Origin of the sequence: Bacillus cereus group sp. BceL220 (assembly GCF_051776965.1) — a bacterium.
GTDB classification, from domain to species: domain Bacteria; phylum Bacillota; class Bacilli; order Bacillales; family Bacillaceae_G; genus Bacillus_A; species Bacillus_A cereus.
On the sequence record NZ_JBPWBC010000003.1, the window covers coordinates 1 to 24,098 of the forward strand.

Below are 24,098 nucleotides of genomic sequence, written 5' to 3' on the forward strand. Positions count from 1 at the left end.
TATTAGGCACGCCGCCAGCGTTCATCCTGAGCCAGGATCAAACTCTCCAATAAAGTTAGTTTGTCTAGCATCTAAAAATAAAAATTGACGTTTCACGTTGTTTGTTTCGTTTAGTTTTCAAAGTTCAATATCGCGTTTCAGCGACTTTTATAATATATCATAGTATATTATTTTCGTCAACAAGTTTTTCAAGATAATTTGTATCTCTCATTTACTGACTCTGCCTATTATATAGACTTTTCTATTACTATGCAAGTATTATTATAAAAAAATAAGAGGGGGAAAATCCCCCCTCTTATTCTTCAGAAGAAACCTCTTCATTAGATTCTTCTTCATCTTTCTGTGCTTTTGCTACTGTCGCTACCTCTTGCTCATCCTCTAAACGAATTAGACGAACACCTTGTGTATTACGTCCCATTTGAGAGATTTGATCAACTGGCATACGAATAATAACGCCTGCGGCTGTAATTAGCATGATGTCTTCTTCACCTGTTACAGACTTAACCGCTACTAACTTACCGTTTTTATCTGTAATGTTACAAGTCTTAAGACCTTTACCACCACGACTTTGTAGTCGATACTCTTCAACTGGAGTACGCTTACCATACCCGTTTTTCGTTACAATTAAAACATTCGTATCTTCTTCAACAATTTCCATACCTACTACTTGGTCCTCTTCGCCTAATGTAATAGCTTTTACACCAGCTGCATTACGGCCCATAGAACGTACATCTTGTTCATTGAAGCGAATTAACATACCGTTGCTTGTCCCTACGATAATATCTTTATCGCCAGATGTTAAACGTACAGAAATCACTTCATCTTCTTCACGAAGCGAAATTGCAATTAAACCGTTTGTACGTATATTTGCAAATGATGAAAGTGGCGTTCTCTTAGAAATACCTTGTTTCGTTGTAAAGAATAAGAACTGGTCGTCACCAAATTCACGAATTGGAATAATGGCATTGATCCACTCACCCTTATCTACCCCTAATAGGTTAATAATTGGTAGCCCTTTTGCAGTACGACTATACTCTGGGATTTCATATCCTTTCGTACGGTATACTTTACCCTTGTTTGTAAAGAATAAAATATGATCATGAGTAGACGTTGTTAATAAGTGTTCAACAAAGTCATCATCATTCGTACCCATTCCTTGTACACCACGTCCCCCACGGTTCTGTGTTTTGTACGTAGAAGCTGGTAACCTCTTAATATAACCGTTATGAGTTAACGTAATCGCAATGTTTTGCTCAGGAATTAAATCTTCATCTTCAATAAATTCCATACCGCCAATTGTAATTTCTGTTCGTCTCTTATCATTGAAACGCTCTTTTACTTCTGTTAATTCTTCACGAATAATCTCAAGAACTTTCTCTTCATCTGCTAAAATCGCTTTTAATTCAGCAATTAATTTCATTAAGTCTTGATATTCTTGCTCGATTTTTTCACGTTCTAATCCAGTTAAGCGTTGCAGACGCATATCTAAAATCGCTTGCGCTTGTTTCTCACTTAAACCGAAACGTTCCATTAAGCCTTGCTTTGCAATATCAGCCGTTTTTGAACTACGAATTAACGTAATAACTTCATCAAGATGATCTAAAGCAATTCGTAATCCTTCTAAAATATGGGCACGTGCCTCTGCTTTTTCTAATTCATAAGCAGTACGTCTACGGATTACTACCTTCTGGTGCTCCAAATAATGATATAAGTTTTGTTTTAAGTTTAGTACTTGAGGCTCTCCATTTACAAGAGACAACATATTAATACCGAAACTTGTTTGAAGTGCTGTATGTTTATATAGATTGTTTAATAGTACATTTGCATTAGCGTCACGACGTACTTCCATGACAATACGCATACCATTTCGGTCTGATTCATCACGTAAATCTGTAATACCTTCAATTTTCTTATCGCGAACCAATTCTGCGATTTTTTCAATTAATCGTGCCTTATTAACTTGATAAGGTAGTTCCGTTACGATAATAGATTGTTTACCATTTGATTTCTCTTCAATTTCAACTTTGGCACGAAGCATAATAGAACCTCGTCCTGTTTCATAAGCTCTACGGATGCCACTTCGCCCTAAGATTAAACCTGATGTCGGGAAGTCTGGACCAGGAATATATTCCATTAATTCCGCGATAGTGATATCTGGATTATGGCTTAATGCCAACACACCATCAATTACTTCGCCAAGTTGATGCGGCGGAATATTTGTTGCCATACCAACTGCAATACCTGTCGTACCGTTTACTAATAAATTAGGGAAACGCGCTGGTAATACAATCGGCTCTCTTTCCGAACCATCGTAGTTATCTTGGTAATCAATTGTATTTTTTGAAATATCACGTATTAATTCCATAGAAATCTTAGACATTCTTGCCTCTGTATAACGCATTGCCGCCGCTGAATCTCCATCTACAGAACCGAAGTTACCATGCCCATCTACAAGCATATAACGTTGACTGAAATCTTGCGCCATACGTACCATTGTTTCATAAACGGCTGAATCTCCATGAGGGTGATACTTACCGATTACTTCACCGACAATACGTGCTGATTTCTTATACGCTTTATCAGCTGTAATTCCTAAATCATTCATCGCATATAAAACCCTACGATGCACAGGTTTTAATCCATCACGAACATCTGGTAATGCACGAGATACGATAACACTCATTGCGTAATCTAAAAATGAGGTACGCATTTCATGACTAATATTAATTTCTCGAATTCGTGCTTGTTGTTGATTGTCTGACATCAACGAGCACCTCCTCTTACATTTCCGTTACACATACATTGATTTATATGTAGAAGACAGGAATACTTAGATTCCTGTCATTACTCATTTAAATATCAAGGTTTTTCACGTATTTTGCATTCTCTTGGATAAAGTTACGACGCGGTTCCACTTTATCACCCATTAAAATTTCAAATGTTTCATCTGCTTCTATTGCATCTTGAAGGGAAACTTGAAGTAACGAACGTACTTCTGGATCCATTGTCGTCTCCCATAGCTGAGTTGGATTCATCTCTCCAAGACCTTTATAACGTTGAATTCCTGGTTTCGGCTGGGCTGGTAACTCAGCTAATATTTTTTCAAGTTCTTTATCATTATAAGCATATTGAATTTTTTTACCTTGTTGCACTTTAAACAAAGGTGGCTGTGCGATATATATATATCCACACTCAATTATTTGACGCATATAACGATAGAAGAACGTTAATAATAGGGTACGAATATGCGCACCATCAACATCAGCATCGGTCATAATAATAACTTTATGATAGCGTGCTTTTTCGATATCGAAGTCCCCACCAATATTTGTACCAATCGCCGTAATAATTGTACGAACTTCATCATTTGATAAAATCTTATCTAAGCGTGCCTTTTCAACATTAATAATTTTACCCTTCAGCGGTAAAATTGCTTGAAAATGACGATCGCGTCCTTGTTTTGCAGATCCACCCGCAGAGTCACCCTCTACGATATAAATTTCACTAATTGCTGGATCTTTAGAAGAACAATCTGCCAATTTCCCTGGTAAACTTGAAACTTCTAAAGCACTCTTTCGGCGAGTTAGCTCACGAGCCTTTTTAGCTGCTACACGCGCACGTGCTGCCATCGTCCCTTTATCTACAACCTTACGTGCAACATTGGGATTTTCCAGTAAGAATTTTTCAAAAGCCTCAGAGAATACTGACTCCGTAATCGTTCTCGCTTCACTATTTCCAAGTTTCGTCTTCGTTTGCCCTTCAAATTGTGGATTTGGATGTTTAATTGACACGATTGCTGTTAAACCTTCACGAACATCTTCACCAGTCAAATTACTATCCGCATCTTTTAAAATGTTATTTTTACGACCATAATCGTTAATCACACGTGTTAAGGCAGTTTTAAATCCTACCTCATGTGTACCACCTTCATACGTATGAATATTATTTGTAAATGAGTAAATATGATTTGTATATCCTTCGTTATATTGAAGCGCAACTTCAACTTGAATACCATCTTTTGAACCTTCTACATATACAGGCTCTTCATGAATTGGTTGTTTTGAACGATTTAAATGTTCAACATATGATTTAATTCCACCTTCATAGTGGAACTCTTTCTTTTGCTTATGTTCACGTTTATCTTCAATTGTTAATTTAATATTACGATTTAAAAACGCCAACTCACGCATACGAGTCGCTAGCGTATCGAATTCATATTCTGTCGTCTCTTTAAAAATTTCTGGATCCGGTTTAAAGCGAGTTATTGTTCCAGTCTTATCTGTATCACCGATGACTTTTAAATCTGCAACCGGAATACCTCTTTCGTATTTTTGGTAATGGATTTTGCCATCACGATGTACAAATACTTCTAATTCTGTTGATAAGGCATTTACAACAGATGCACCAACACCGTGCAAACCACCAGAAACTTTATAACCGCCACCGCCAAATTTACCACCAGCGTGGAGGACAGTCATAATAACCTCTACTGCAGGACGTCCCATTTTTTCTTGTATACCAACTGGAATACCACGTCCATTATCCGTTACAAGAATACTATTATCTTCTTCGATACTAACGTTAATTTCATCGCAATATCCTGCTAACGCTTCATCGATACTATTATCGACAATCTCCCATACAAGGTGGTGAAGTCCCTTCCCACTCGTAGATCCAATATACATACCCGGACGTTTCCGAACTGCCTCTAGTCCTTCAAGTACCTGTATCTGACTTTCATCATATGCATTTTCTTGCATTTGCTTTTGTTCCATTGACACAAAGATCACCTACTTTTCCATTTAAACAGGGGTTTATGCCCTATCTATTTCACAATCTACCGTGCCGTTCGTTACATGAATTGTTTTCGCATCTTTTAATGTTTCGTGTTCAATTCCGTCGACACTCGTCGTTGTAACAAATGTTTGCACCTTTCCTTGAATTGTATTTAACAGATGTGATTGACGATAATCGTCTAATTCTGATAAAACATCATCCAGTAAAAGGATTGGATATTCTTTAACCTCTGAATAAATTAATTCAATTTCAGCTAATTTTAGGGATAGTGCGGTCGTTCGTTGTTGTCCTTGCGAACCAAAGACTTGAACATTTTTACTATTAACGAAGAATTGTAAATCATCACGATGAGGACCAATTAAAGTCGTACCACGGAAAATTTCACGTTGTTTCACAGATTGAAAACTTTCATAGTATACTTCTTTTATTTTCGACAAATCCATTGATTCTGATACATCTACACTTGGTTTATAGACAATTTCTAACTCTTCTAATCCACGGCTTATACCGCGATGAATTGGAGCTGCCCATTCCTGTAGCAAATGCAAAAATTCAAAACGTTTTTGCAGTATTTTTGCACCATGCTCAATTAGTTGAAGTGTAAATACATCCAACATCGTTTCCTCATTCTTACTATTCCCTTGCATTTTTTTCAACAAGTGATTTCGTTGCGTGAGCACCTTTTGATATTGACTTAATTCATACAAATATACAGGAGCTATTTGTCCTAATTCCATATCTAAAAAGCGTCTTCTTACTTGAGGGCTTCCTTTTACAAGATTTAAATCTTCTGGGGCAAACATGACAACGTTCATCACGCCAATATATTGACTTAACTTTTGTTGTTCAAGTTGATTTAATTTTGCCTTTTTACCTTTTTTCGAAATATTTAATTCCAAAGACAAAGAACTGTTTCTTTTTTGTAATTTACCTTTTATTTGACCAAACTCTTCATCCCAGCGGATAAGTTCGCGATCATTAGAGGTTCTATGAGATTTCGCCATCGCTAAAACATAAATAGCTTCCATCAAGTTTGTTTTCCCTTGTGCATTTTCGCCGATAATTACATTTACCTTATCTTCAAAGGAAAGCTCTAATTTTTCATAATTACGATAGTTTTTTAATTGTATTTCTGAAATAAACAAAGGGCTCCCCCTTTATGCTTGAACTTGGAAAGTTCCGCTTCCTGGAATTTCAATAACATCATTCGCATATAGTTTGCGACCTCTTCTATTTTCAAGTTCGTTGTTCACGTACACTTCATATTCTTGTAAAAACCATTTTACAGCGCCACCTGTATCAATTACATCAGCTAACTTTAAAAATTGTCCTAGTGTAATATACTCTGTTGAAATTTTAATATGTTTCATAAAATCGCTCACTTTCTGAAAGTGTTCATTCTTTCATTGTACTAAATAAACTAACATTAGGAAAGTAATACCCAAAAATCAAATAAGGGCCACTAGCATCTTTAAACTAGCAACCCTTATTCCTTACCTAGTAAGTACGAACTGGTAAAATTAATTGAATAATTGAATCATCATTTACTGTACGAATTAAGAACGGTCTCATCGCCCCAGTAAAACTAACTTTAATCTCTGTACTATCCAAGGCTTTCAATGCATCCATCATATATTTTGCACTAAAAGATATTTTTAACTCTTCTCCATCTACTTTTTCACATTGTACTTCTTCGACAACTTTTCCAATTTCTGGTGAATTCGAAGAAATCTCTAGCATTTCTTGCTCTAAAGTTGATAATTTGACAACGTTATTGCGGCCATCTCTCGCTAATAGTGAAGCACGATCAATTGCTTGTAGGAATTCTTTTGTATTCACAAAAATATCCGTTTTACTCTCTGCTGGAATTAAACGTGTTGTATCTGGATAATTTCCTTCTAACAATCTTGAGAAGAATAATAAATGTTTTGTACGGAATAATACTTGATACTCCGTAATAACGATATCCACCATTTCTTCAGACTCATCTAGAATCTTACTTAATTCATTTAAGCTCTTACCTGGGATAACAACATTAGCTTGAAATTCATCTGCAATATTATGTCCTTCGATTTTCGCTTTTCGAAGTGCTAGTCTATGACTATCTGTTGCAATACAAGTTAACTCGCTGTTATATACCTTCCAGTTTACACCTGTCAAGATTGGTCTTGTTTCAGAAGTAGAAACTGCAAATACAGTTTGTCTGATCATATGCTTAAGTAAATCTGTTGGTATCTTAAATACATGATGTTCTTCAATCTGTGGTAATAACGGATATTCTGCGGAATCTAAACCATTTAAGTTAAATTCTGATTTTCCAGATTTTATTTTTGTCATAAAATGATTTTCCACAGAAATTTCGACAGTATCTTTAGGTAGTTTTTTTACAATCTCACTAAAATATTTTGCTTGTAAAACAATGCTTCCTGATTGAGCTATTTCTACGATTTCTTTTCCATTTTCTTCGACTGGAATAAACGATTCAATAGAAATATCAGCATCGCTTCCTGTTAATGTAACCCCTTCTTCAGTAGCTACAACTTTAATTCCCGTAAGGATAGGGATTGTTGTACGAGAAGAAACTGCCTTCATTACATCTTGTACACCTCTTACAAGATAGTCTTTTTGTATTGTAAAACGCATAAAGAAAAACCTCCGGTAAGTATAAGATTTTATTTAATTAATAAAGATAAAAAAATAGTAGTAATAGTAATAGGGCCTGTGGATATGTGGATAACCCCTTTGAAGGATGTAAAAACAGTCTATCTACATGTGGATAGACTGTGCGTAAAACAAGGTAAGTTATTCACACTATTCAGCTACTACTTTAAAATACCATTAATTTCTTCAACTTGCTTTTGTAATTGCGTATCGGTTTTTAGTAGTTTAGAAATTTTTTCATGGGCATGGATAACTGTTGTATGATCACGTCCACCAAATTCTTCACCTATTTTTGGTAAAGAGGAATCCGTAAGTTCGCGTGATAAATACATTGCAATTTGGCGAGGAAACGCAACTGATTTTGTGCGTTTTTTCGCTTTAAAATCTTCTAATTTTACTTGATAAACGTCTCCGACAGCTTTTTGAATATCATAAATAGAGATAATTTTCGGCTTAGAATTTGGAATAATATCTTTAAGTGCTTCAGCTGCTAAATCAGCATTAATATCTTTATTAATTAAAGATGAATAAGCTACAACTCGAATAAGTGCACCTTCTAATTCACGAATATTTGAATCAATTTGATTTGCGATATAAAGCATAACTTCATTTGGTATATCAAGCCCTTCAGCTTTTGCCTTTTTGCGTAAAATTGCAATTCGTGTCTCTAAATCTGGCGGCGTAATATCTGTAATAAGTCCCCATTCAAAGCGAGAACGAAGACGATCTTCTAAAGTTGGAATTTCTTTTGGTGGTCGATCACTAGAAATTACAATTTGTTTACTTTCTTCGTGTAATGCATTAAATGTATGGAAAAACTCTTCTTGAGTTTGTTCTTTTCCAGCAAGAAATTGAATATCATCTATCAATAAAACATCTACGTTGCGATATTTATTACGAAAATCAACAGCTTTATTATCACGAATAGAGTTAATAAATTCATTCGTAAATTTTTCTGATGATAAATATACAACTTTTGCATTTGGATTATGTTCAATTACATAATGACCAATTGCGTGCATTAAATGCGTCTTTCCAAGCCCAACTCCCCCGTAAATAAAGAGTGGATTATACGCTTTAGCTGGCGCCTCGGCTACAGCTAATGAAGCTGCATGGGCAAAACGGTTACCAGAGCCGATAACAAATGTATCAAATGTATATTTTGGATTTAACATGCTCTGTGGTAAATGAGCTGAATCATCTTGTGCTGGATTCCGCTTAACTGGAGGAAGATCAATGTCCTCTTCCGATTGACTTTGGGGAATAATAAAGCGAATTGCTAATTTTGCCCCTGTTAAATCGTATAGTGTTTCCGAAATTAGTTCTGAGTAATGAGATTCTAGCCAGTCACGAGCAAATTCATTTGGAGCTGTAATCGTTAATACGTCTTTCTTCAAGTTATGAGCCGTTGTTGATTTTAACCATGTTTCATAACTAGGCTTGCTTACCTTTTTTTCTAATTCTTTTAAGGCACTATTCCATAAATCAGAGATATTTTCCAAAGGTGTCCCTCCTTTACTAAGATGGTAAAAGAATAAGGTTGCGCAACAAATGTACAACCTAATAAATATAAAATGTATATTTATACGAAACGTATTTTAAAACCTAAAAACGTCGTTTGTATATGAGATAGGGTTTTCGACAAAAAAAGCAAATGTGGACAACTATTTACCCACATGTGATTAAAACTGTCCACATGTTATACACAAATTGTGGATAAGATAAAGGTGTGGAAAACTTATTCAAAGTGAAAACACAACTATAATATCAAAAAAAAGTGGCTATAGCAATGAATTTAAGAAAGTTATCCACAAAATCAATACCTTGTGGAATAAACTTGTCCACAACACGATATACTGTGTAAAAGTGGGAAAAAAGTTTGTGGATATAAAAAACGTGAAAAAACATTTATCCACAATGAAATATAGATGCTGTGAAAAAGTATGTGAATAGGTTCAAAATGAATATTTGATGAAAATTTCTAGAACCATTGACATTTTCCTAGTTAATTAACTATAATTTATAGGACTGTCTTTAACAGATATTCCTCAGGGAGGTGTCATATAATGAAAAGAACTTACCAACCAAATAAACGTAAGCGCAGCAAAGTACATGGTTTCCGCAGCCGTATGAGCACAGCGAACGGACGTAAAGTGCTAGCAGCTCGTCGTCGTAAAGGAAGAAAAGTATTATCTGCGTAGACCACTGATCGTTCAGTGGTCTTTTTTTCTAATAATAGTGAATTTCCGCTGATGAAATACAGGAGTGTCAATTGATATGAAGAAAAAACATCGTATAAAGAAGAATGATGAATTCCAGGCGGTTTTTCAAAAAGGAAAATCAAATGCGAATCGTCAGTTTGTTGTATACCAATTAGATAAAGAAGAACAGCCAAACTTTCGCATCGGCCTTTCTGTTAGCAAGAAAATAGGAAATGCAGTAGTTCGTAATCGAATTAAGCGCATGGTCCGTCAGGCTATTACAGAGTTAAAAGATGAGATAGATTCTGGAAAAGATTTTGTTATAATAGCAAGGAAGCCTTGTGCAGAGATGACATATGAAGAAGTAAAGAAAAGCTTAATTCATGTCTTTAAACGCTCTGGTATGAAAAGAATAAAAAAGTAGCGTAAGGAAATGAATTACACTATATACATACCGATACAAGGAGGAGTAGGCTTTGAAAAAGAAATTAGGTTTACTAGCCATGGTCGTTGCATTAATGGCGATTGCCACCGGTTGTAGTGAAACGGGTCAGCCGATTACATCGAAAAGTACTGGGATTTGGAATGAATATTTCGTATATCCACTTTCTCAGTTAATCACGTATTTTGCCGACTTATTTAACAGTAATTACGGTTTAGCAATTGTTATTACAACTCTTATCATTCGTTTTGCATTATTACCATTAATGATTAAACAAACGAAGAGTACAAAGGCAATGCAAGCGTTACAACCAGAAATGGTGAAGTTAAAAGAGAAATATAGTTCTAAAGATCAAGCAACGCAGCAAAAACTACAACAAGAAATGATGCAGTTATATCAAAAGAATGGTGTAAATCCATTGGCAGGATGTTTACCGATATTTGTTCAGATGCCTATTTTATTCGCGTTTTATCATGCGATTATGAGAACAACAGCAATTAGTGAACATACATTTTTATGGTTTGATTTAGGACAGGCAGATCCGTTCTATATCTTACCAGTTGTTGCGGCAATTACGACATTTATTCAGCAAAAGCTTGCAATGGCAGGAACAGCTGGTCAAAATCCGCAAATGGCAATGATGCTTTGGCTTATGCCGATTATGATTTTAATCTTTGCAATTAACTTCCCAGCTGCATTATCACTTTACTGGGTTGTTGGTAATATCTTTGGTATTGCTCAAATGTACTTTATCAAAGGGCCAGAGATTAAGGCTAACAAAGCTGGAGGCTCAAGCAAGTGAGTATAATTACTGCTAAAGGACAAACAGTCGAGCTGGCAGTAGAGGATGCTTTAAGGCAATTAAACACATCAAAAGATCGAGTAGATATAAATATTGTCGATGAGGGTAAAAGAGGGTTCTTAGGTTTATTTGGGAATCGTCCTGCAGTAGTAGAAGTTGTATTGAAGAAAGATCCAATTCAGGAATGTGAAGAATATTTAAGAAATGTTATTCACAATATGGGTGCGGAAGTTGAAATTAGTAAAATTGTAAAAGGACGCGAGATCGAATTTACAATTTCTGGTAATGATGTAGGAGTTTTAATTGGAAAAAGAGGTAATACATTGAACTCCTTACAGTATTTAACAAAACTTGTCGCAAATCGTAACACGAAGCAGTATATCGGTATTACACTAGATGCTGAAAATTATCGTAGTAAAAGAAAAAGTACGTTAGAATCACTTTCTTATCGATTAGCGAAACAAGTATCTAATACGAAAAAAAGAGTTATTTTAGAACCGATGCCATCTTTTGAACGAAAAATTATTCATCAGGCATTATCAAATCATCAAGGTATCAAAACAACTTCTGAAGGAAATGAACCACATCGGCATGTTGTAATATCTCCTAAATGACCGGTTGCTCAAATGAGTGCCGGTTTTTTTGAGCGAAAAATAGATGTGGATAACTAAAAAACACTAAACTTATCCACTGTGAATAAGTTTAGTGTTTTTTACATGGGGATATAATAAAATGAGTTATTCTTCTTTTGTAGATAGGTTCGTTATGGTATCCTAATAATTTAGTGAAAGAAATAATCATGTTGAAATAGAGATAAATAAGCAAGTGAGGTGAAAGGACATGGAATTTGATACAATTGCTGCGATTTCCACAGCGCTTGGAGAGGGTGCAATTGCCATTGTTCGAGTAAGTGGGGATGATGCGGTTGAGAAAGTTGACCGTATTTTTAAAGGGAAGGATTTAACAGAGGTTTCTTCTCATACTATTCATTATGGTCATATCGTTGATTTAGATACAAATCAAGTTATTGAAGAAGTTATGGTGTCTATTATGCGCGCACCGAGGACTTTTACACGTGAAAATATAGTGGAAATTAACTGTCATGGCGGACTTGTTTCAGTAAATAAAGTATTGCAACTTATTCTAGCGCAAGGAGTACGATTGGCAGAACCGGGCGAATTTACAAAACGTGCTTTTTTAAATGGACGTATCGATTTATCACAAGCAGAAGCTGTTATGGATTTGATTCGAGCAAAAACAGATCGTGCGATGAATGTAGCAATTAATCAAATGGAAGGGCGATTATCTAAATTAATTGGTCGCTTACGTCAAGAAATATTAGAAACATTAGCTCATGTTGAGGTAAATATAGATTATCCAGAATACGATGATGTAGAAGAGATGACACATAATATTTTAATTGAGAAAGCAACGCATGTTCGTTCGGAAATCGAAAAAATATTAGAAACATCAAAACAAGGGAAAATCTTACGTGAAGGTATTGCTACAGCAATTATCGGTAGACCTAATGTTGGGAAATCATCGTTATTAAATAGCCTTGTTCAGGAGAAAAAAGCAATTGTAACTGATATTGCAGGAACAACTCGTGATGTTATTGAAGAGTACGTTAATGTGCGTGGCGTACCTCTTAAACTTATAGATACAGCCGGTATTCGTGAGACAGAAGATGTTGTTGAACGAATTGGTGTGGAGCGTTCAAAAGAAATGATGAGCCAAGCAGATTTAGTATTAGTTGTTGTCAACTATAGCGAGGCTTTAACAAATGAGGATGAAGATCTATTCCATGCGGTACAAGGAAAAGACTTTATTGTTATTGTGAATAAGACTGATTTACCGCAAGCGATTGATATGGAACGTGTTACAGAGTTAGCCGAGGGAAATCGTGTTATTACAACATCCTTAATTGAGGAACAAGGAATAGATGAACTCGAAAAGGCAATAGCTGATTTATTCTTTGAAGGAACAATCGATTCTGCAGATATGACATATGTTTCTAATGCGAGACATATTGGATTATTAACACAAGCGGGACAAACAATCGGTGATGCAATTGAGGCAATAGAAAATGGTGTACCAATTGATATGGTGCAAATTGATTTAACAAGAACGTGGGAAATACTTGGTGAAATTACTGGTGACACAGTCCATGAAAGCCTAATTGACCAGTTGTTCTCTCAATTTTGTTTAGGAAAATAATATAGTGATGTTTTAGAAAGATAGAGATTATTAGGAGGAATAAACAATGGGATACAATGCCGGTTCATACGATGTCATAGTAATCGGTGCAGGTCATGCAGGATGTGAAGCTGGTCTTGCGGCAGCACGAATGGGCTCAAAAACATTAATGTTAACAATTAACTTAGATATGGTAGCATTCATGCCATGTAACCCTTCTGTTGGTGGACCAGCAAAAGGGATTGTTGTTCGTGAAATTGATGCATTAGGCGGAGAAATGGGACGTAATATTGATAAAACTCATATTCAAATGCGTATGCTAAATACAGGTAAGGGGCCAGCTGTACGTGCGCTTCGAGCGCAAGCTGATAAGTTCTCTTACCAACATGAATTGAAGAAAACAATTGAAGAAACACCAAACTTAACGTTGTTCCAAGGAATGGTAGAGCGTTTAATCATTGAAGAAGGTATATGTAAAGGGGTAGTTACACAAGCCGGTGCAGAATATACAGCAAAAACCGTTGTAATTACGACTGGAACATTTTTACGTGGCGAGATTATCATGGGCGACTTAAAATATTCAAGCGGTCCAAATAATCAACAACCGTCTATTACATTATCTGAGCATTTAGAGGAGCTTGGATTTGATCTTGTTAGATTTAAAACAGGGACACCTCCGCGTGTAAACAGTAATACAATTGACTACAGTAAAACAGAAATTCAACCAGGTGATGATAAGCCACGTTCGTTCTCTTTTGAAACAACGAAATTTATTATGGATCAAATTCCATGTTGGTTGACATATACAAGTACAGAAACACACCGTTTAATAGATGAAAATTTACATCGTTCAGCTATGTATTCTGGTATGATTAAAGGAACAGGCCCTAGGTACTGTCCTTCTATTGAAGACAAAGTAGTAAGATTTAATGATAAACCACGTCATCAAATTTTCTTAGAGCCAGAAGGGCGTAATACACAAGAAGTATATGTACAAGGTTTATCCACAAGCCTACCAGAAGATGTACAACGTGACATGCTTAGAACAATTCCAGGCCTAGAAAATGTTGAAATGATGCGCACAGGTTATGCAATTGAATATGATGCAATTGTGCCAACACAACTATGGCCAACACTTGAAACGAAAAAGATTAAAAATTTATATACAGCAGGACAAATTAATGGAACTTCTGGTTACGAAGAGGCGGCAGGACAAGGGCTTATGGCTGGGATTAATGCAGCATGCCGTTCTTTAGGTAAAAAAGAAGTTGTTTTAGGCCGCGAGGATGCTTATATTGGTGTCTTAATTGATGATCTTGTAACGAAAGGTACAAATGAACCATATCGTTTATTAACGTCTCGTGCAGAATACCGTCTATTATTACGCCACGATAATGCTGATCTTCGTTTAACTGAAGTTGGTCGTGAAATAGGATTAATTAAAGAAGAGCGATATGAGCGATTTACAAATAAAAAATTACAAATTGAACAGGAAAAGGAACGTTTAAGCAGCATTATTATTAAACCACGTCCTGAAGTTCAAGAATTAATTCGCAATATTGGCGGAAGTGAATTGAAAGATGGAATACGTGCAAGTGACTTATTACGTCGTCCAGAGATGACATATGAGCATATTCATCTTTTAGTACCAAGTGAAGTAGAATTAAGTGATGAAGTTACAGAACAAGTTGAAATTCAGATTAAGTACGAAGGATATATTGAGAAATCTTTACAGCAAGTAGAGCGAATGAAGAAAATGGAGAGTAAAAAAATCCCTGTAGATATTGATTATGACGCGATTTCTAGCCTTGCTTCAGAAGCTAGACAGAAATTGAAAGATGTTCGTCCACTTTCAATGGGGCAGGCTTCACGTATTTCTGGCGTAAATCCAGCGGATATTTCCATTTTACTTGTGTATATAGAACAAGGAAAAATTGCGCGCGTATCGAACCAATAACATAGTAAGGAGATATTGCTAGATGAACATAGAACAATTTCAATCTATGCTAGAAGAGAAGGGAATCACCCTCTCTTCTAGACAATTAGAGCAGTTCAAAATCTACTTTGAAACATTAGTAGAGTGGAATGAAAAAATGAACTTAACGGCTATTACAGAAAAAGAAGAAGTATACTTAAAACACTTTTTTGATTCCATTACAGCTGCTTTTTATTATGATTTTTCAAAACCATTCTCAATTTGTGATGTTGGTGCAGGGGCTGGATTCCCAAGTATTCCTTTAAAAATCTGTTTCCCGCACTTAAAAGTAACAATTGTAGATTCATTGCAAAAACGTATTAATTTCTTAAATCACTTAGCACAAAAGTTAGAATTAAGTGATGTTGCATTTTGTCATGATCGTGCTGAAACATTTGGGAAAAAAGAAGGTGTACGTGAATCATACGATATTGTAATGGCACGTGCAGTTGCGCGTCTTTCTGTATTAAGTGAGCTATGTTTACCACTTGTAAAAGTTGGAGGAACATTCATTGCAATGAAAGGTGCAGCAGCAAACGAAGAAATCGAAAATGGCAAGTATGCTTTAGAGGTGCTAGGCGGAGAGTTAAAAGAGATGTCTACGTTCCAATTACCGTTTGAAGAGAGTGAACGTAATATTTTATTAATCGAGAAAAAGCGCAAGACACCAAAGAAATATCCACGCAAACCGGGAACACCCAATAAATTACCTATTGAAAAATAAATCTTATTAGACGTAAGATTAAATTATATAAATGAAAACGTAAATGTTTCATAGGAAACATTTTATGGAGAATAGTCAATAGGCCTAAAAGGTGGTGGAATATGTATGAAAAATACGTTTTCTCGTTTATTTGGCTTTGGAGATAAAGAGAGCGAATTCGAATTACAAGACGAAAGCCATGAAGAGATAGATAAAAAGGTATATGAGGAAATACAAGAAATTCCGATAGTAAATATTACCCCTAACCGTTATCAACCAAGAACAGTTTTTGATGATGCGCGTATTGATGAGCTAGCATTAACGATTCGTACACATGGACTTATTCAGCCGATTGTTGTAAGGCAATATGAGGACGATAAGTATGAGATTATTGCTGGAGAAAGACGTTTTCGCGCGGCAACAAAGTTAGGTTGGGAAAAGGTTCCTGCAATTATAAAGAACTTAAATGATACAGAGACAGCTTCTGTAGCTTTAATTGAAAACTTGCAACGTGAGGAACTAACGGCAATCGAGGAAGCTGTGGCATATCAAAAGCTGATTGAGTTACATAATTTAACACAAGAAGCATTGGCACAACGACTTGGAAAAGGACAATCTACAATCGCAAATAAGTTGCGATTGTTAAAGTTGCCTGAAGAAATAAAAAGTGCATTATTAGAAAAAAGCATTACAGAACGTCATGCCCGCGCTCTCATTCCTTTAAAAAATGAGGAATTACAACTGAAGGTTTTACAGGAAATTGTGGAGAAACAACTGAATGTAAAGCAAACAGAAGAACGAATTGCGAAGTTACTAGAGGAAGCAAAACCGAAGCGTAAGGCAAAGCAAAAAGCAGTAAGTCGAGATACGAGGATTGCTATGAATACAATTAGACAATCTTTACAAATGGTTACTGAAAGTGGTTTAAATGTTAATTCTGAGGAAGAAGAATTTGATGAGTACTATCAAATTACAATTAAAATTCCAAAGAAAAAATAATAATGACGTGTTAGAGACCTTATCCTATTGGAGAGGTCTCTTTTACTATATTTTCTTGTTAAATGAAGAAGGAGTTTAGAAATAAATTTTGAAGTTTAATAAAGGACGTAAAAGAAAAAGTTTTATTTCATGTTACAATAAACGTAATTGTTACTAGAATAAGATAGAAAGGTTGAAAGTAGGTGACATCATGGGAAAAATCATTGCTATTGCTAATCAAAAAGGCGGTGTTGGAAAAACCACAACATCTGTTAATTTAGGGGCTGGATTGGCGCAAGTAGGTAAAAAAGTCCTTCTTGTAGATATTGATGCTCAAGGAAATGCAACGACTGGTGTGGGAATTGAAAAATCTGAATTAGATCAATGTATTTACAACGTTCTTGTGGAAGATGCAGATGTTCAAGGGGTTATACAGAAAACCGCAACTGAAAACTTAGATGTTCTACCCGCTACAATTCAATTGGCTGGTGCTGAAATTGAATTGGTACCGACTATTTCCCGGGAAGTACGTTTGCAAAGAGCATTACAGCCAGTTCGTGATGAATATGATTATATTATTATCGACTGTCCCCCGTCTTTAGGGTTATTAACGATTAATGCATTAACAGCAGCAGATTCTGTTATTATTCCTGTACAGTGTGAATATTATGCACTAGAAGGATTAAGTCAGCTATTAAATACAGTTCGACTTGTACAAAAACATTTAAATAAAAATTTAGCAATTCAAGGCGTATTGTTAACAATGTTGGATGCTCGTACAAATTTAGGGATCCAAGTTATAGATGAAGTGAAAAAGTATTTTAGGGATAAAGTATATCGCTCGATTATTCCGCGTAATGTACGCTTGAGCGAGGCTCCAAGTCATGGGAAACCTATTATGCAGTATGACGCTAAATCAAGAGGAGCAGAAGTATATATAGATTTAGCAGAGGAAGTGATTGCAGGTGGCTAAAGGATTAGGAAGAGGAATTAATGTGTTTTTTCCTGATTTAGATGTGAAAGAAGAGGAAACAATTCAGGAGATTCTTGTAACTGAATTAAGGCCAAATCCATATCAACCGCGTAAACACTTTAATAAAGAGGCTATTCAGGAATTAGCAATTTCGATTAAGGAACACGGTATTCTACAACCATTAATTGCTAGAAAGAGTATTAAAGGATATGAAATCGTTGCAGGTGAAAGACGATTTCGTGCTGCAAAAGAGGCTGGTTTAGAAAAGGTACCTGCGGTTGTAAGACAATTAACTGAACAGCAAATGATGGAATTTGCTTTGTTAGAAAACTTACAACGAGAAGATTTAAATCCTATGGAAGAGGCAATGGCATACCAGATGTTAATGAATGAGCTAAATGTAACGCAAGAACAATTAGCGAAACGTCTTGGCAAAAGCAGACCTTACATTGCAAATTATACTCGGTTATTAAGCCTCCCTTCGTTCGTCCAAGATATGATTGCAAATGGTCAACTTTCAATGGCTCATGGGAGAACTTTACTTACGATAAAAGACGAAGAACAATTGAAGTCCTTATTGAAACGCATTGAAAAAGAAGGATTAAATGTTCGTCAATTAGAGAAAATCGTCCAAGAGATTAATCAACACGTTTCACGTGAAACAAAAAAAGTGAAAAAAGAGCGAAATATATTTTTCGTAGAACGTGAAACGTTCTTAAGAGAAAAGTTTGGCACAGATGTGAAAATTAAAGAGACGAAAAAAGAAAAAGGTAAAATCGAAATTGAATTTTTTAATAAAGAAGATTTAAATCGTATTTTAGAACTATTAGCACAGAAAAATTAAAAAGCAAACCATCTTATTATTTATAGATGGTTTGCTTTTTTTAATGCGGATAATTTTTGATCCGTCTCTTTTATACTTTGTGCGATTACATCAGCCATTTTCATGACTAAACTTAATCTTGTATTTTGAAGAACGAAAAACTCCATAAACCCATTTAGATTGACGATACCGTGTATATGCAGATCACCAACTGCAGGTAATTTCTTATTCATAGCAGCACCAGGTTTACTAGGTCCCTTTCCAGTAGTGATTGACCCAATATTTTGGGACTTTCCTAAACATGCATCAACAGCAATTATAAATGCAGTAGGATATTCTTTCTGTATATTCTGAATTTTTTCTTCTAAATTTAGTGCATGTACTGGCTCATCGAGTGTACCGAATATTTGGAGGTTTTTGATGTCTATTTGTTCAAGTTTTGTACCAACTAACGGGCCGAGTGCGTCACCTGTAGAACGATCTGTTCCGATACAAACGAGAATGAGTGGTATATTAGTTTTAATAGGAATATGGGTAAGTAAGAAATTACTGATTATCTCAGAGGCTTCTAGATCTTGGTGCATAACGTTTTGAGTTTCTTTCTCAAAAAATGGTAAGCGAAAAATTCCAATGTTCATGAAGCACCCATCCTTTTAATAAATTTTCAATATATGTTATATGGTGAGAAAAATGGAAAGCTATAAGTGCGTAATTTTTGCAAAATGTGAATGAAAACGGAAATAATAGTACTAGTATATATATATTCGTTCCATTTTATACCTGAATGGCGGGGATAAAATAGGATTAAAATCATAAAATTTTTTCAGCAATTAGAGGACTTCTGATACAATAATAAGGATAACTAAAAAGAAATTTTAGCTAGAGAGGTAGAGGTACATGGATTTATTAACGAAGTGGTTTAATTCTACGAAACAGTATTTATTAGATGCTGATCGTTGGGCTCATATTGGAGTTGCGACATTAAAAATATGTATTATTTTAACAATTGGTGCAGTTGTTGTGCGAATTGCAAGAGCGGTTGTACGAAATGCGTTTCGTATGGGGAGTCGTTCTCCAATTCAAATTTCAGAACGTCGTACAGTTACAGTGGCGAAATTACTTGAAAATATTGTAGCGTATGTTGTTATGTTCATTATGCTAATTGCGATTTTAGGTGTGTTTGATATTAATGCATCAGGTTTATTAGCGGGTGCTGGGGTAATTGGTTTAGCAGTCGGATTTGGTGCTCAAAGTTTAGTGAAAGACGTTATTACAGGTTTATTTATTTTGCTAGAAGATCAGTTTTCAGTTGGCGATTATGTTAAAATCGGTCAATTTGAAGGAGTCGTTTTAGAAATTGGACTTCGTACAACGAAAGTAAAGAGTTGGACAGGTGAAATTCATACTTTACCAAATGGAAGTATTATTCAAGTTACTAACTATTCAGTTAGTAATAGTGTAGCGTTTGTTGATGTATCTATTTCATATGAGGCTGATATTGCGAAAGCAGAACAGGTTATTGAAGATTTATTAGTAGAGTTACCTTTAAAGTATGAAAAAATGGTAACAACACCTCAATTATTAGGTGTGCAAACGTTAGCTGCATCAGAAGTTATATTACGCGTTATCGCTGAAGTAGAGCCGATGCAACATGCAGTTATTGCAAGGGCACTTCGTAAAGAGATTAAAAATCGTCTTGATTTACATGGGATTGAAATTCCATATCCACGTATGGTTTTATACAATCGTGAAGAATTGGTTAGTGGAAAAGCAATTTAGTATGGAGAGGAGTTTGAAGAGTGGAGCAAAAGGAATATAACTTGTACGATGTTGTGGAAATGAAGAAAGCACATCCATGTGGCGAGAATCGTTGGAAAATTATTCGTATGGGAATGGATATCCGCATTAAGTGCGAGGGATGTGACCATTCAGTAATGATTACTCGAAGAGAGTTTGATCGTAAGGTGAAAAAAATACTTGTGAAGCACGAAGAATAGAGGGAGAGTAACAGTTACAGTAGGTAACTGTTACTTTTTTTCGTTTGGCGGAAACTTGTCATTTTTTTCGTTACTATCTATAATGATGAAAGATTGAGACATAGGAGTGAAAAATATGGGATTAACGGCTGGGATTGTTGGATTACCTAACGTAGGTAAGTCCACTTTATTTAATGCAATTACACAAGCAGGAGCAGAATCTGCAAACTATCCATTCTGTACAATTGATCCAAACGTAGGGATTGTAGAAGTACCAGATGAGCGTTTAAATAAATTAACGGAATTAGTAGAACCGAAAAAGACTGTTCCGACTGTATTTGAGTTTACTGATATTGCAGGTATCGTAAAAGGTGCTAGTAAAGGTGAAGGTTTAGGAAATAAATTCTTATCTCACATTCGTCAAGTAGATGCAATTTGCCAAGTTGTTCGTTGTTTTGAAGACGAAAATATTACGCACGTTTCAGGGAAAGTAGATCCAATTGATGATATCGAAACAATCAACTTAGAGCTAATTTTAGCGGACTTAGAGTCTGTTGATAAGCGTATCGAGCGTGTTGCGAAATTAGCAAGACAAAAAGATAAAGAAGCTGTATATGAGCATGAAATTTTAGTTCGTTTAAAAGAGGCTTTTGAAGAGGGGAAACCGGCTCGTACTGTTGAATTTACAGAAGAGCAGATGAAGATTGTTAAAGGCCTTCATTTACTTACAACAAAAGAAATGTTATACGTAGCGAACGTAAGTGAAGACGATGTTATCGATCCTTCGGAAAATAAATACGTACAAATGGTAAAAGAATTTGCAGAAAATGAAAATTCTCAAGTAATCGTTGTATGTGCAAAAATCGAATCAGAAATCGCTGAATTAGACGAGGAAGAGAAAAAAGTATTCCTTGAAGAACTAGGTATTGAAGAGTCTGGTTTAGATCAATTAATTCGTGCAGCATATGACCTATTAGGACTTGCTACTTACTTTACAGCTGGCGTTCAAGAAGTACGTGCTTGGACATTTAAACAAGGTATGAAGGCACCACAATGTGCTGGTGTTATTCATACAGACTTTGAGCGTGGATTTATTCGTGCAGAAACAGTTTCTTACGATGACTTAATGACAAACGGTTCTATGACAGCTGCAAAAGAAGCTGGAAAAGTACGTTTAGAAGGAAAAGAGTATATCGTAAAAGACGGAGATGTTATGCACTTCCGTTTTAACGTTTAATCTAATATTTCCTAGGAAAAATAAAGATATGAGCTTGGCGAATATATTATATGTTTGCCAAGTTTTTTATGTATTGGTGAGTTGATTCATATAACTTACTATGATATAATCTAAACTCGTGAGTAATTACTATAAATTAATTGCTCCTTGCCCATTATGGGCCGTTTAGACCAAAAGGAGGTGAAAGTGTAATGAGAAAGTACGAAATTATGTACATCATTCGTCCTGGCGTTGAAGAAGAAGCTCAAAAAGCTTTAGTTGAACGTTTTGCAGGTGTTTTAACAAACAATGGTGCAGAAATCATTAACACGAAAGAGTGGGGTAAGCGTCGTTTAGCTTACGAAATCAACGACTTACGTGAAGGTTTCTACATGATCTTAAACGTGAACTCTAACGCAGAAGCGATTAACGAATTCGACCGTTTAGCTAAGATCAACGAAGACATCCTTCGTCATATCGTTGTTAAAGAAGAAGAAAAATAATTGATATATAAGGGAGAGTGGTTCGATTGATGAATCGTGTTATCCTCGTTGGTCGTTTAACTAAGGACCCTGACTTACGTTACACGCCCAATGGTGTTGCAGTAGCTACTTTTACGTTAGCTGTGAATCGCGCATTTGCGAATCAACAAGGTGAGCGTGAAGCTGACTTTATTAATTGTGTAATATGGCGTAAACAAGCAGAAAACGTAGCAAATTATTTGAAAAAAGGAAGCTTAGCAGGCGTAGATGGACGTCTTCAAACTCGTAATTACGATGGACAAGACGGTAAACGTGTATATGTAACAGAAGTTCTTGCGGAAAGCGTACAATTTTTAGAGCCGCGTAATGGCGGTGGGGAGCAACGTGGTTCATTCAATCAGCAACCATCAGGAGCTGGTTTCGGTAACCAAGGCTCTAACCCATTTGGTCAATCTAGTAATTCAGGTAACCAAGGTAATCAAGGGAACTCTGGATTTACGAAGAATGACGATCCATTTTCAAATGTAGGTCAACCGATCGACATTTCCGACGACGATTTACCGTTCTAATACAGTAAATTTGTTAGTTTTAACAAAGAATGGAGGGAAATAGACATGGCAGGACGCAAAGGTGGACGTGCGAAACGTCGTAAGGTGTGTTTCTTCACAGCTAACGGCATCACTCGCATTGACTATAAAGATGTTGATTTATTAAAACGTTTCGTTTCTGAGCGTGGTAAAATTTTACCTCGTCGTGTAACAGGGACAAGCGCAAAATACCAACGCAAACTTACAGTTGCAATTAAACGTGCTCGTCAAATGGCACTTTTACCATATGTTGGTGAATAATAGCGTATGAAATGCACAGTAGAGTCGGACTCTACTGTGCATTTTGCTATGCTTTTCTTTTTTGAAAGAGAGGTTAAAATGTGAAACAAACAAAGTTTATTACAGAAGGCGCAGCGTTATTAGCTATATATGCAATTTTATTGCTTATATCTATGTATGTTCCAATTTTAGGTACTGTTGTAACTTTTGCGTTGCCGTTACCATTTATACTATTAACGATAAGACATAAACTATCTAATGTGCTTGTGATTTTTGTAGTGGCACTTTTTGTTACTGTTATTGTGAGTCAACCTATGAATTTAGTGAAGACAATTATGTTTGGATTGATAGGGATTGTTTTAGGGTATACGTATAAAACAAGAAAAAAGCCAGTGGAAATCTTAATAGCGGGGATGCTTGCGTACTTAATTGGTTTTGTACTTATTTATGTTGCGAGTATAAAGTTTTTCAACCTAGATATAATGAAGCAGATGCAAAGTATGTTTAGTGAAAGTATGGTGCAAAGTGAAAAGATAGTAAGTGCTATAGGTATGCCGATTAGTAAGGAACAAAAAGAGTTACTTACACAAATGAATGATATATTACAATTGTTATTTCCAAGTATACTTGTTCTAGTTTCGGTATGTTTTTCTTGGATTACAGTGATAATATCAGGTAGTGTTTTGAAAAAGTTAAAACACGACATTATACCTTGGCCTAAATTTAAAGATCTACAATTACCAAAGAGTATTGTTTGGTATTACGTTATATTTATTTTGTTAGCAACTTTTATAAAAGTAGATCCAACATCATATTTACATATGGTATTTTCTAACCTATATGTCATATTTGCACTATTGCTTGTACTGCAAGGGCTGACATTCATTTCCTTTTTAGCGTATAGAAAAGGTTTTACAAAAGGGGTTCCTATTATTAGTTTTATTGTATGCATGTTTATTCCGATGCTGTTTCCTCTTGTGACAATCTTAGGTATAATTGACTTAGGGATTTCGTTGCGTTCTAAAATAGGGGAATAAAATAATATT

The 24,098-nt window shown here is 35.5% G+C and carries 24 protein-coding genes; 17 read left to right on the forward strand and 7 right to left on the reverse strand.

All coding sequences use genetic code 11. The features are described from left to right. Positions 1-295: 295 nt before the first annotated feature. From gyrA to dnaA, 6 genes are all read right to left on the reverse strand, one after another. Positions 296-2,764 carry a DNA gyrase subunit A gene (gene gyrA / locus ACS2FK_RS09130; protein WP_063546178.1) on the reverse strand — a complete coding sequence of 823 codons (2,469 nt, stop codon included), beginning with the start codon at positions 2,762-2,764 and terminating at the stop codon, positions 296-298. Between the two features lie 88 nt (positions 2,765-2,852). Further along, positions 2,853-4,775 (reverse strand): DNA topoisomerase (ATP-hydrolyzing) subunit B, encoded by a 1,923-nt coding sequence (gene gyrB / locus ACS2FK_RS09135; RefSeq protein ID WP_000435980.1) that lies wholly within the window; start codon positions 4,773-4,775, stop codon positions 2,853-2,855. A 39-nt stretch (positions 4,776-4,814) separates the two neighbouring features. Beyond that, positions 4,815-5,942: a DNA replication/repair protein RecF gene (gene recF / locus ACS2FK_RS09140; protein WP_000470755.1), complete on the reverse strand. Its 1,128-nt coding sequence runs from the start codon at positions 5,940-5,942 to the stop codon at positions 4,815-4,817. A gap of 12 nt (positions 5,943-5,954) precedes the next feature. Continuing rightward, a complete protein-coding gene (yaaA, locus tag ACS2FK_RS09145; protein WP_000680510.1) occupies positions 5,955-6,167 on the reverse strand; it encodes a S4 domain-containing protein YaaA in 213 nt (70 codons plus the stop codon). Positions 6,168-6,294: 127 nt separating this feature from the next. After that, positions 6,295-7,440, reverse strand: coding sequence for a DNA polymerase III subunit beta (dnaN, locus tag ACS2FK_RS09150; RefSeq protein WP_001212886.1), 1,146 nt, complete (start codon positions 7,438-7,440; stop codon positions 6,295-6,297). Between the two features lie 179 nt (positions 7,441-7,619). Then, positions 7,620-8,960 (reverse strand): chromosomal replication initiator protein DnaA, encoded by a 1,341-nt coding sequence (dnaA, locus tag ACS2FK_RS09155; RefSeq protein WP_000428028.1) that lies wholly within the window; start codon positions 8,958-8,960, stop codon positions 7,620-7,622. Between the two features lie 564 nt (positions 8,961-9,524). Here dnaA and rpmH point away from each other — a divergent pair. From rpmH to spo0J, 10 genes are all read left to right on the forward strand, one after another. Next, positions 9,525-9,659: a 50S ribosomal protein L34 gene (gene rpmH / locus ACS2FK_RS09160; RefSeq protein ID WP_000831901.1), complete on the forward strand. Its 135-nt coding sequence runs from the start codon at positions 9,525-9,527 to the stop codon at positions 9,657-9,659. A gap of 76 nt (positions 9,660-9,735) precedes the next feature. Continuing rightward, the gene (rnpA, locus tag ACS2FK_RS09165) at positions 9,736-10,083 is read left to right on the forward strand and encodes a ribonuclease P protein component (protein ID WP_000726621.1); all 348 of its coding nucleotides are present in this window, start codon (positions 9,736-9,738) and stop codon (positions 10,081-10,083) included. Positions 10,084-10,135: 52 nt separating this feature from the next. Continuing rightward, on the forward strand, positions 10,136-10,903 hold the full coding sequence (spoIIIJ, locus tag ACS2FK_RS09170; RefSeq protein WP_000727740.1) for a YidC family membrane integrase SpoIIIJ: 768 nt from the start codon (positions 10,136-10,138) through the stop codon (positions 10,901-10,903). Then, complete coding sequence (gene jag / locus ACS2FK_RS09175) at positions 10,900-11,517, forward strand: RNA-binding cell elongation regulator Jag/EloR (RefSeq protein WP_063549247.1); 618 nt, start codon at positions 10,900-10,902, stop codon at positions 11,515-11,517. Before spoIIIJ ends, jag begins: the two co-directional genes overlap by 4 nt. 226 nt (positions 11,518-11,743) lie before the next feature. Further along, a complete protein-coding gene (gene mnmE, locus ACS2FK_RS09180) occupies positions 11,744-13,120 on the forward strand; it encodes a tRNA uridine-5-carboxymethylaminomethyl(34) synthesis GTPase MnmE (RefSeq protein ID WP_063549245.1) in 1,377 nt (458 codons plus the stop codon). Between the two features lie 46 nt (positions 13,121-13,166). Continuing rightward, positions 13,167-15,056, forward strand: a complete 1,890-nt coding sequence (mnmG, locus tag ACS2FK_RS09185; protein WP_063549243.1) for a tRNA uridine-5-carboxymethylaminomethyl(34) synthesis enzyme MnmG — start codon at positions 13,167-13,169, stop codon at positions 15,054-15,056. A gap of 22 nt (positions 15,057-15,078) precedes the next feature. Further along, a complete protein-coding gene (gene rsmG, locus ACS2FK_RS09190) occupies positions 15,079-15,798 on the forward strand; it encodes a 16S rRNA (guanine(527)-N(7))-methyltransferase RsmG (protein WP_001019628.1) in 720 nt (239 codons plus the stop codon). A gap of 105 nt (positions 15,799-15,903) precedes the next feature. After that, positions 15,904-16,776 (forward strand): nucleoid occlusion protein, encoded by an 873-nt coding sequence (noc, locus tag ACS2FK_RS09195; RefSeq protein ID WP_000799016.1) that lies wholly within the window; start codon positions 15,904-15,906, stop codon positions 16,774-16,776. Between the two features lie 190 nt (positions 16,777-16,966). Continuing rightward, complete coding sequence (soj, locus tag ACS2FK_RS09200) at positions 16,967-17,728, forward strand: sporulation initiation inhibitor protein Soj (RefSeq protein ID WP_000516114.1); 762 nt, start codon at positions 16,967-16,969, stop codon at positions 17,726-17,728. Further along, entirely contained in the window at positions 17,721-18,572 is an 852-nt protein-coding gene (spo0J, locus tag ACS2FK_RS09205; RefSeq protein WP_001051832.1) for a stage 0 sporulation protein Spo0J, read from the forward strand. Before soj ends, spo0J begins: the two co-directional genes overlap by 8 nt. Positions 18,573-18,592: 20 nt before the next feature. Here the strand turns inward: spo0J and yyaC are convergent, their stop codons facing one another. Further along, positions 18,593-19,189 carry a spore protease YyaC gene (yyaC, locus tag ACS2FK_RS09210; RefSeq protein ID WP_063549241.1) on the reverse strand — a complete coding sequence of 199 codons (597 nt, stop codon included), beginning with the start codon at positions 19,187-19,189 and terminating at the stop codon, positions 18,593-18,595. 259 nt (positions 19,190-19,448) lie between these two features. Between yyaC and ACS2FK_RS09215 the strand changes: the two genes are divergently transcribed. From ACS2FK_RS09215 to ACS2FK_RS09245, 7 genes are all read left to right on the forward strand, one after another. Continuing rightward, positions 19,449-20,330 carry a mechanosensitive ion channel family protein gene (locus ACS2FK_RS09215; RefSeq protein ID WP_063549239.1) on the forward strand — a complete coding sequence of 294 codons (882 nt, stop codon included), beginning with the start codon at positions 19,449-19,451 and terminating at the stop codon, positions 20,328-20,330. Between the two features lie 20 nt (positions 20,331-20,350). Beyond that, positions 20,351-20,548: a DUF951 domain-containing protein gene (locus ACS2FK_RS09220; RefSeq protein ID WP_000435486.1), complete on the forward strand. Its 198-nt coding sequence runs from the start codon at positions 20,351-20,353 to the stop codon at positions 20,546-20,548. A 115-nt stretch (positions 20,549-20,663) separates the two neighbouring features. Further along, positions 20,664-21,764, forward strand: a complete 1,101-nt coding sequence (gene ychF, locus ACS2FK_RS09225) for a redox-regulated ATPase YchF (protein WP_000524670.1) — start codon at positions 20,664-20,666, stop codon at positions 21,762-21,764. 191 nt (positions 21,765-21,955) lie between these two features. Beyond that, entirely contained in the window at positions 21,956-22,246 is a 291-nt protein-coding gene (gene rpsF, locus ACS2FK_RS09230) for a 30S ribosomal protein S6 (RefSeq protein WP_001233781.1), read from the forward strand. Between the two features lie 26 nt (positions 22,247-22,272). Then, positions 22,273-22,794 carry a single-stranded DNA-binding protein gene (gene ssb / locus ACS2FK_RS09235; RefSeq protein WP_002094213.1) on the forward strand — a complete coding sequence of 174 codons (522 nt, stop codon included), beginning with the start codon at positions 22,273-22,275 and terminating at the stop codon, positions 22,792-22,794. 45 nt (positions 22,795-22,839) lie between these two features. After that, entirely contained in the window at positions 22,840-23,073 is a 234-nt protein-coding gene (rpsR, locus tag ACS2FK_RS09240) for a 30S ribosomal protein S18 (RefSeq protein ID WP_000918873.1), read from the forward strand. Between the two features lie 80 nt (positions 23,074-23,153). After that, positions 23,154-24,089, forward strand: a complete 936-nt coding sequence (locus ACS2FK_RS09245) for a YybS family protein (protein WP_063549237.1) — start codon at positions 23,154-23,156, stop codon at positions 24,087-24,089. Positions 24,090-24,098 lie beyond the last annotated feature (9 nt).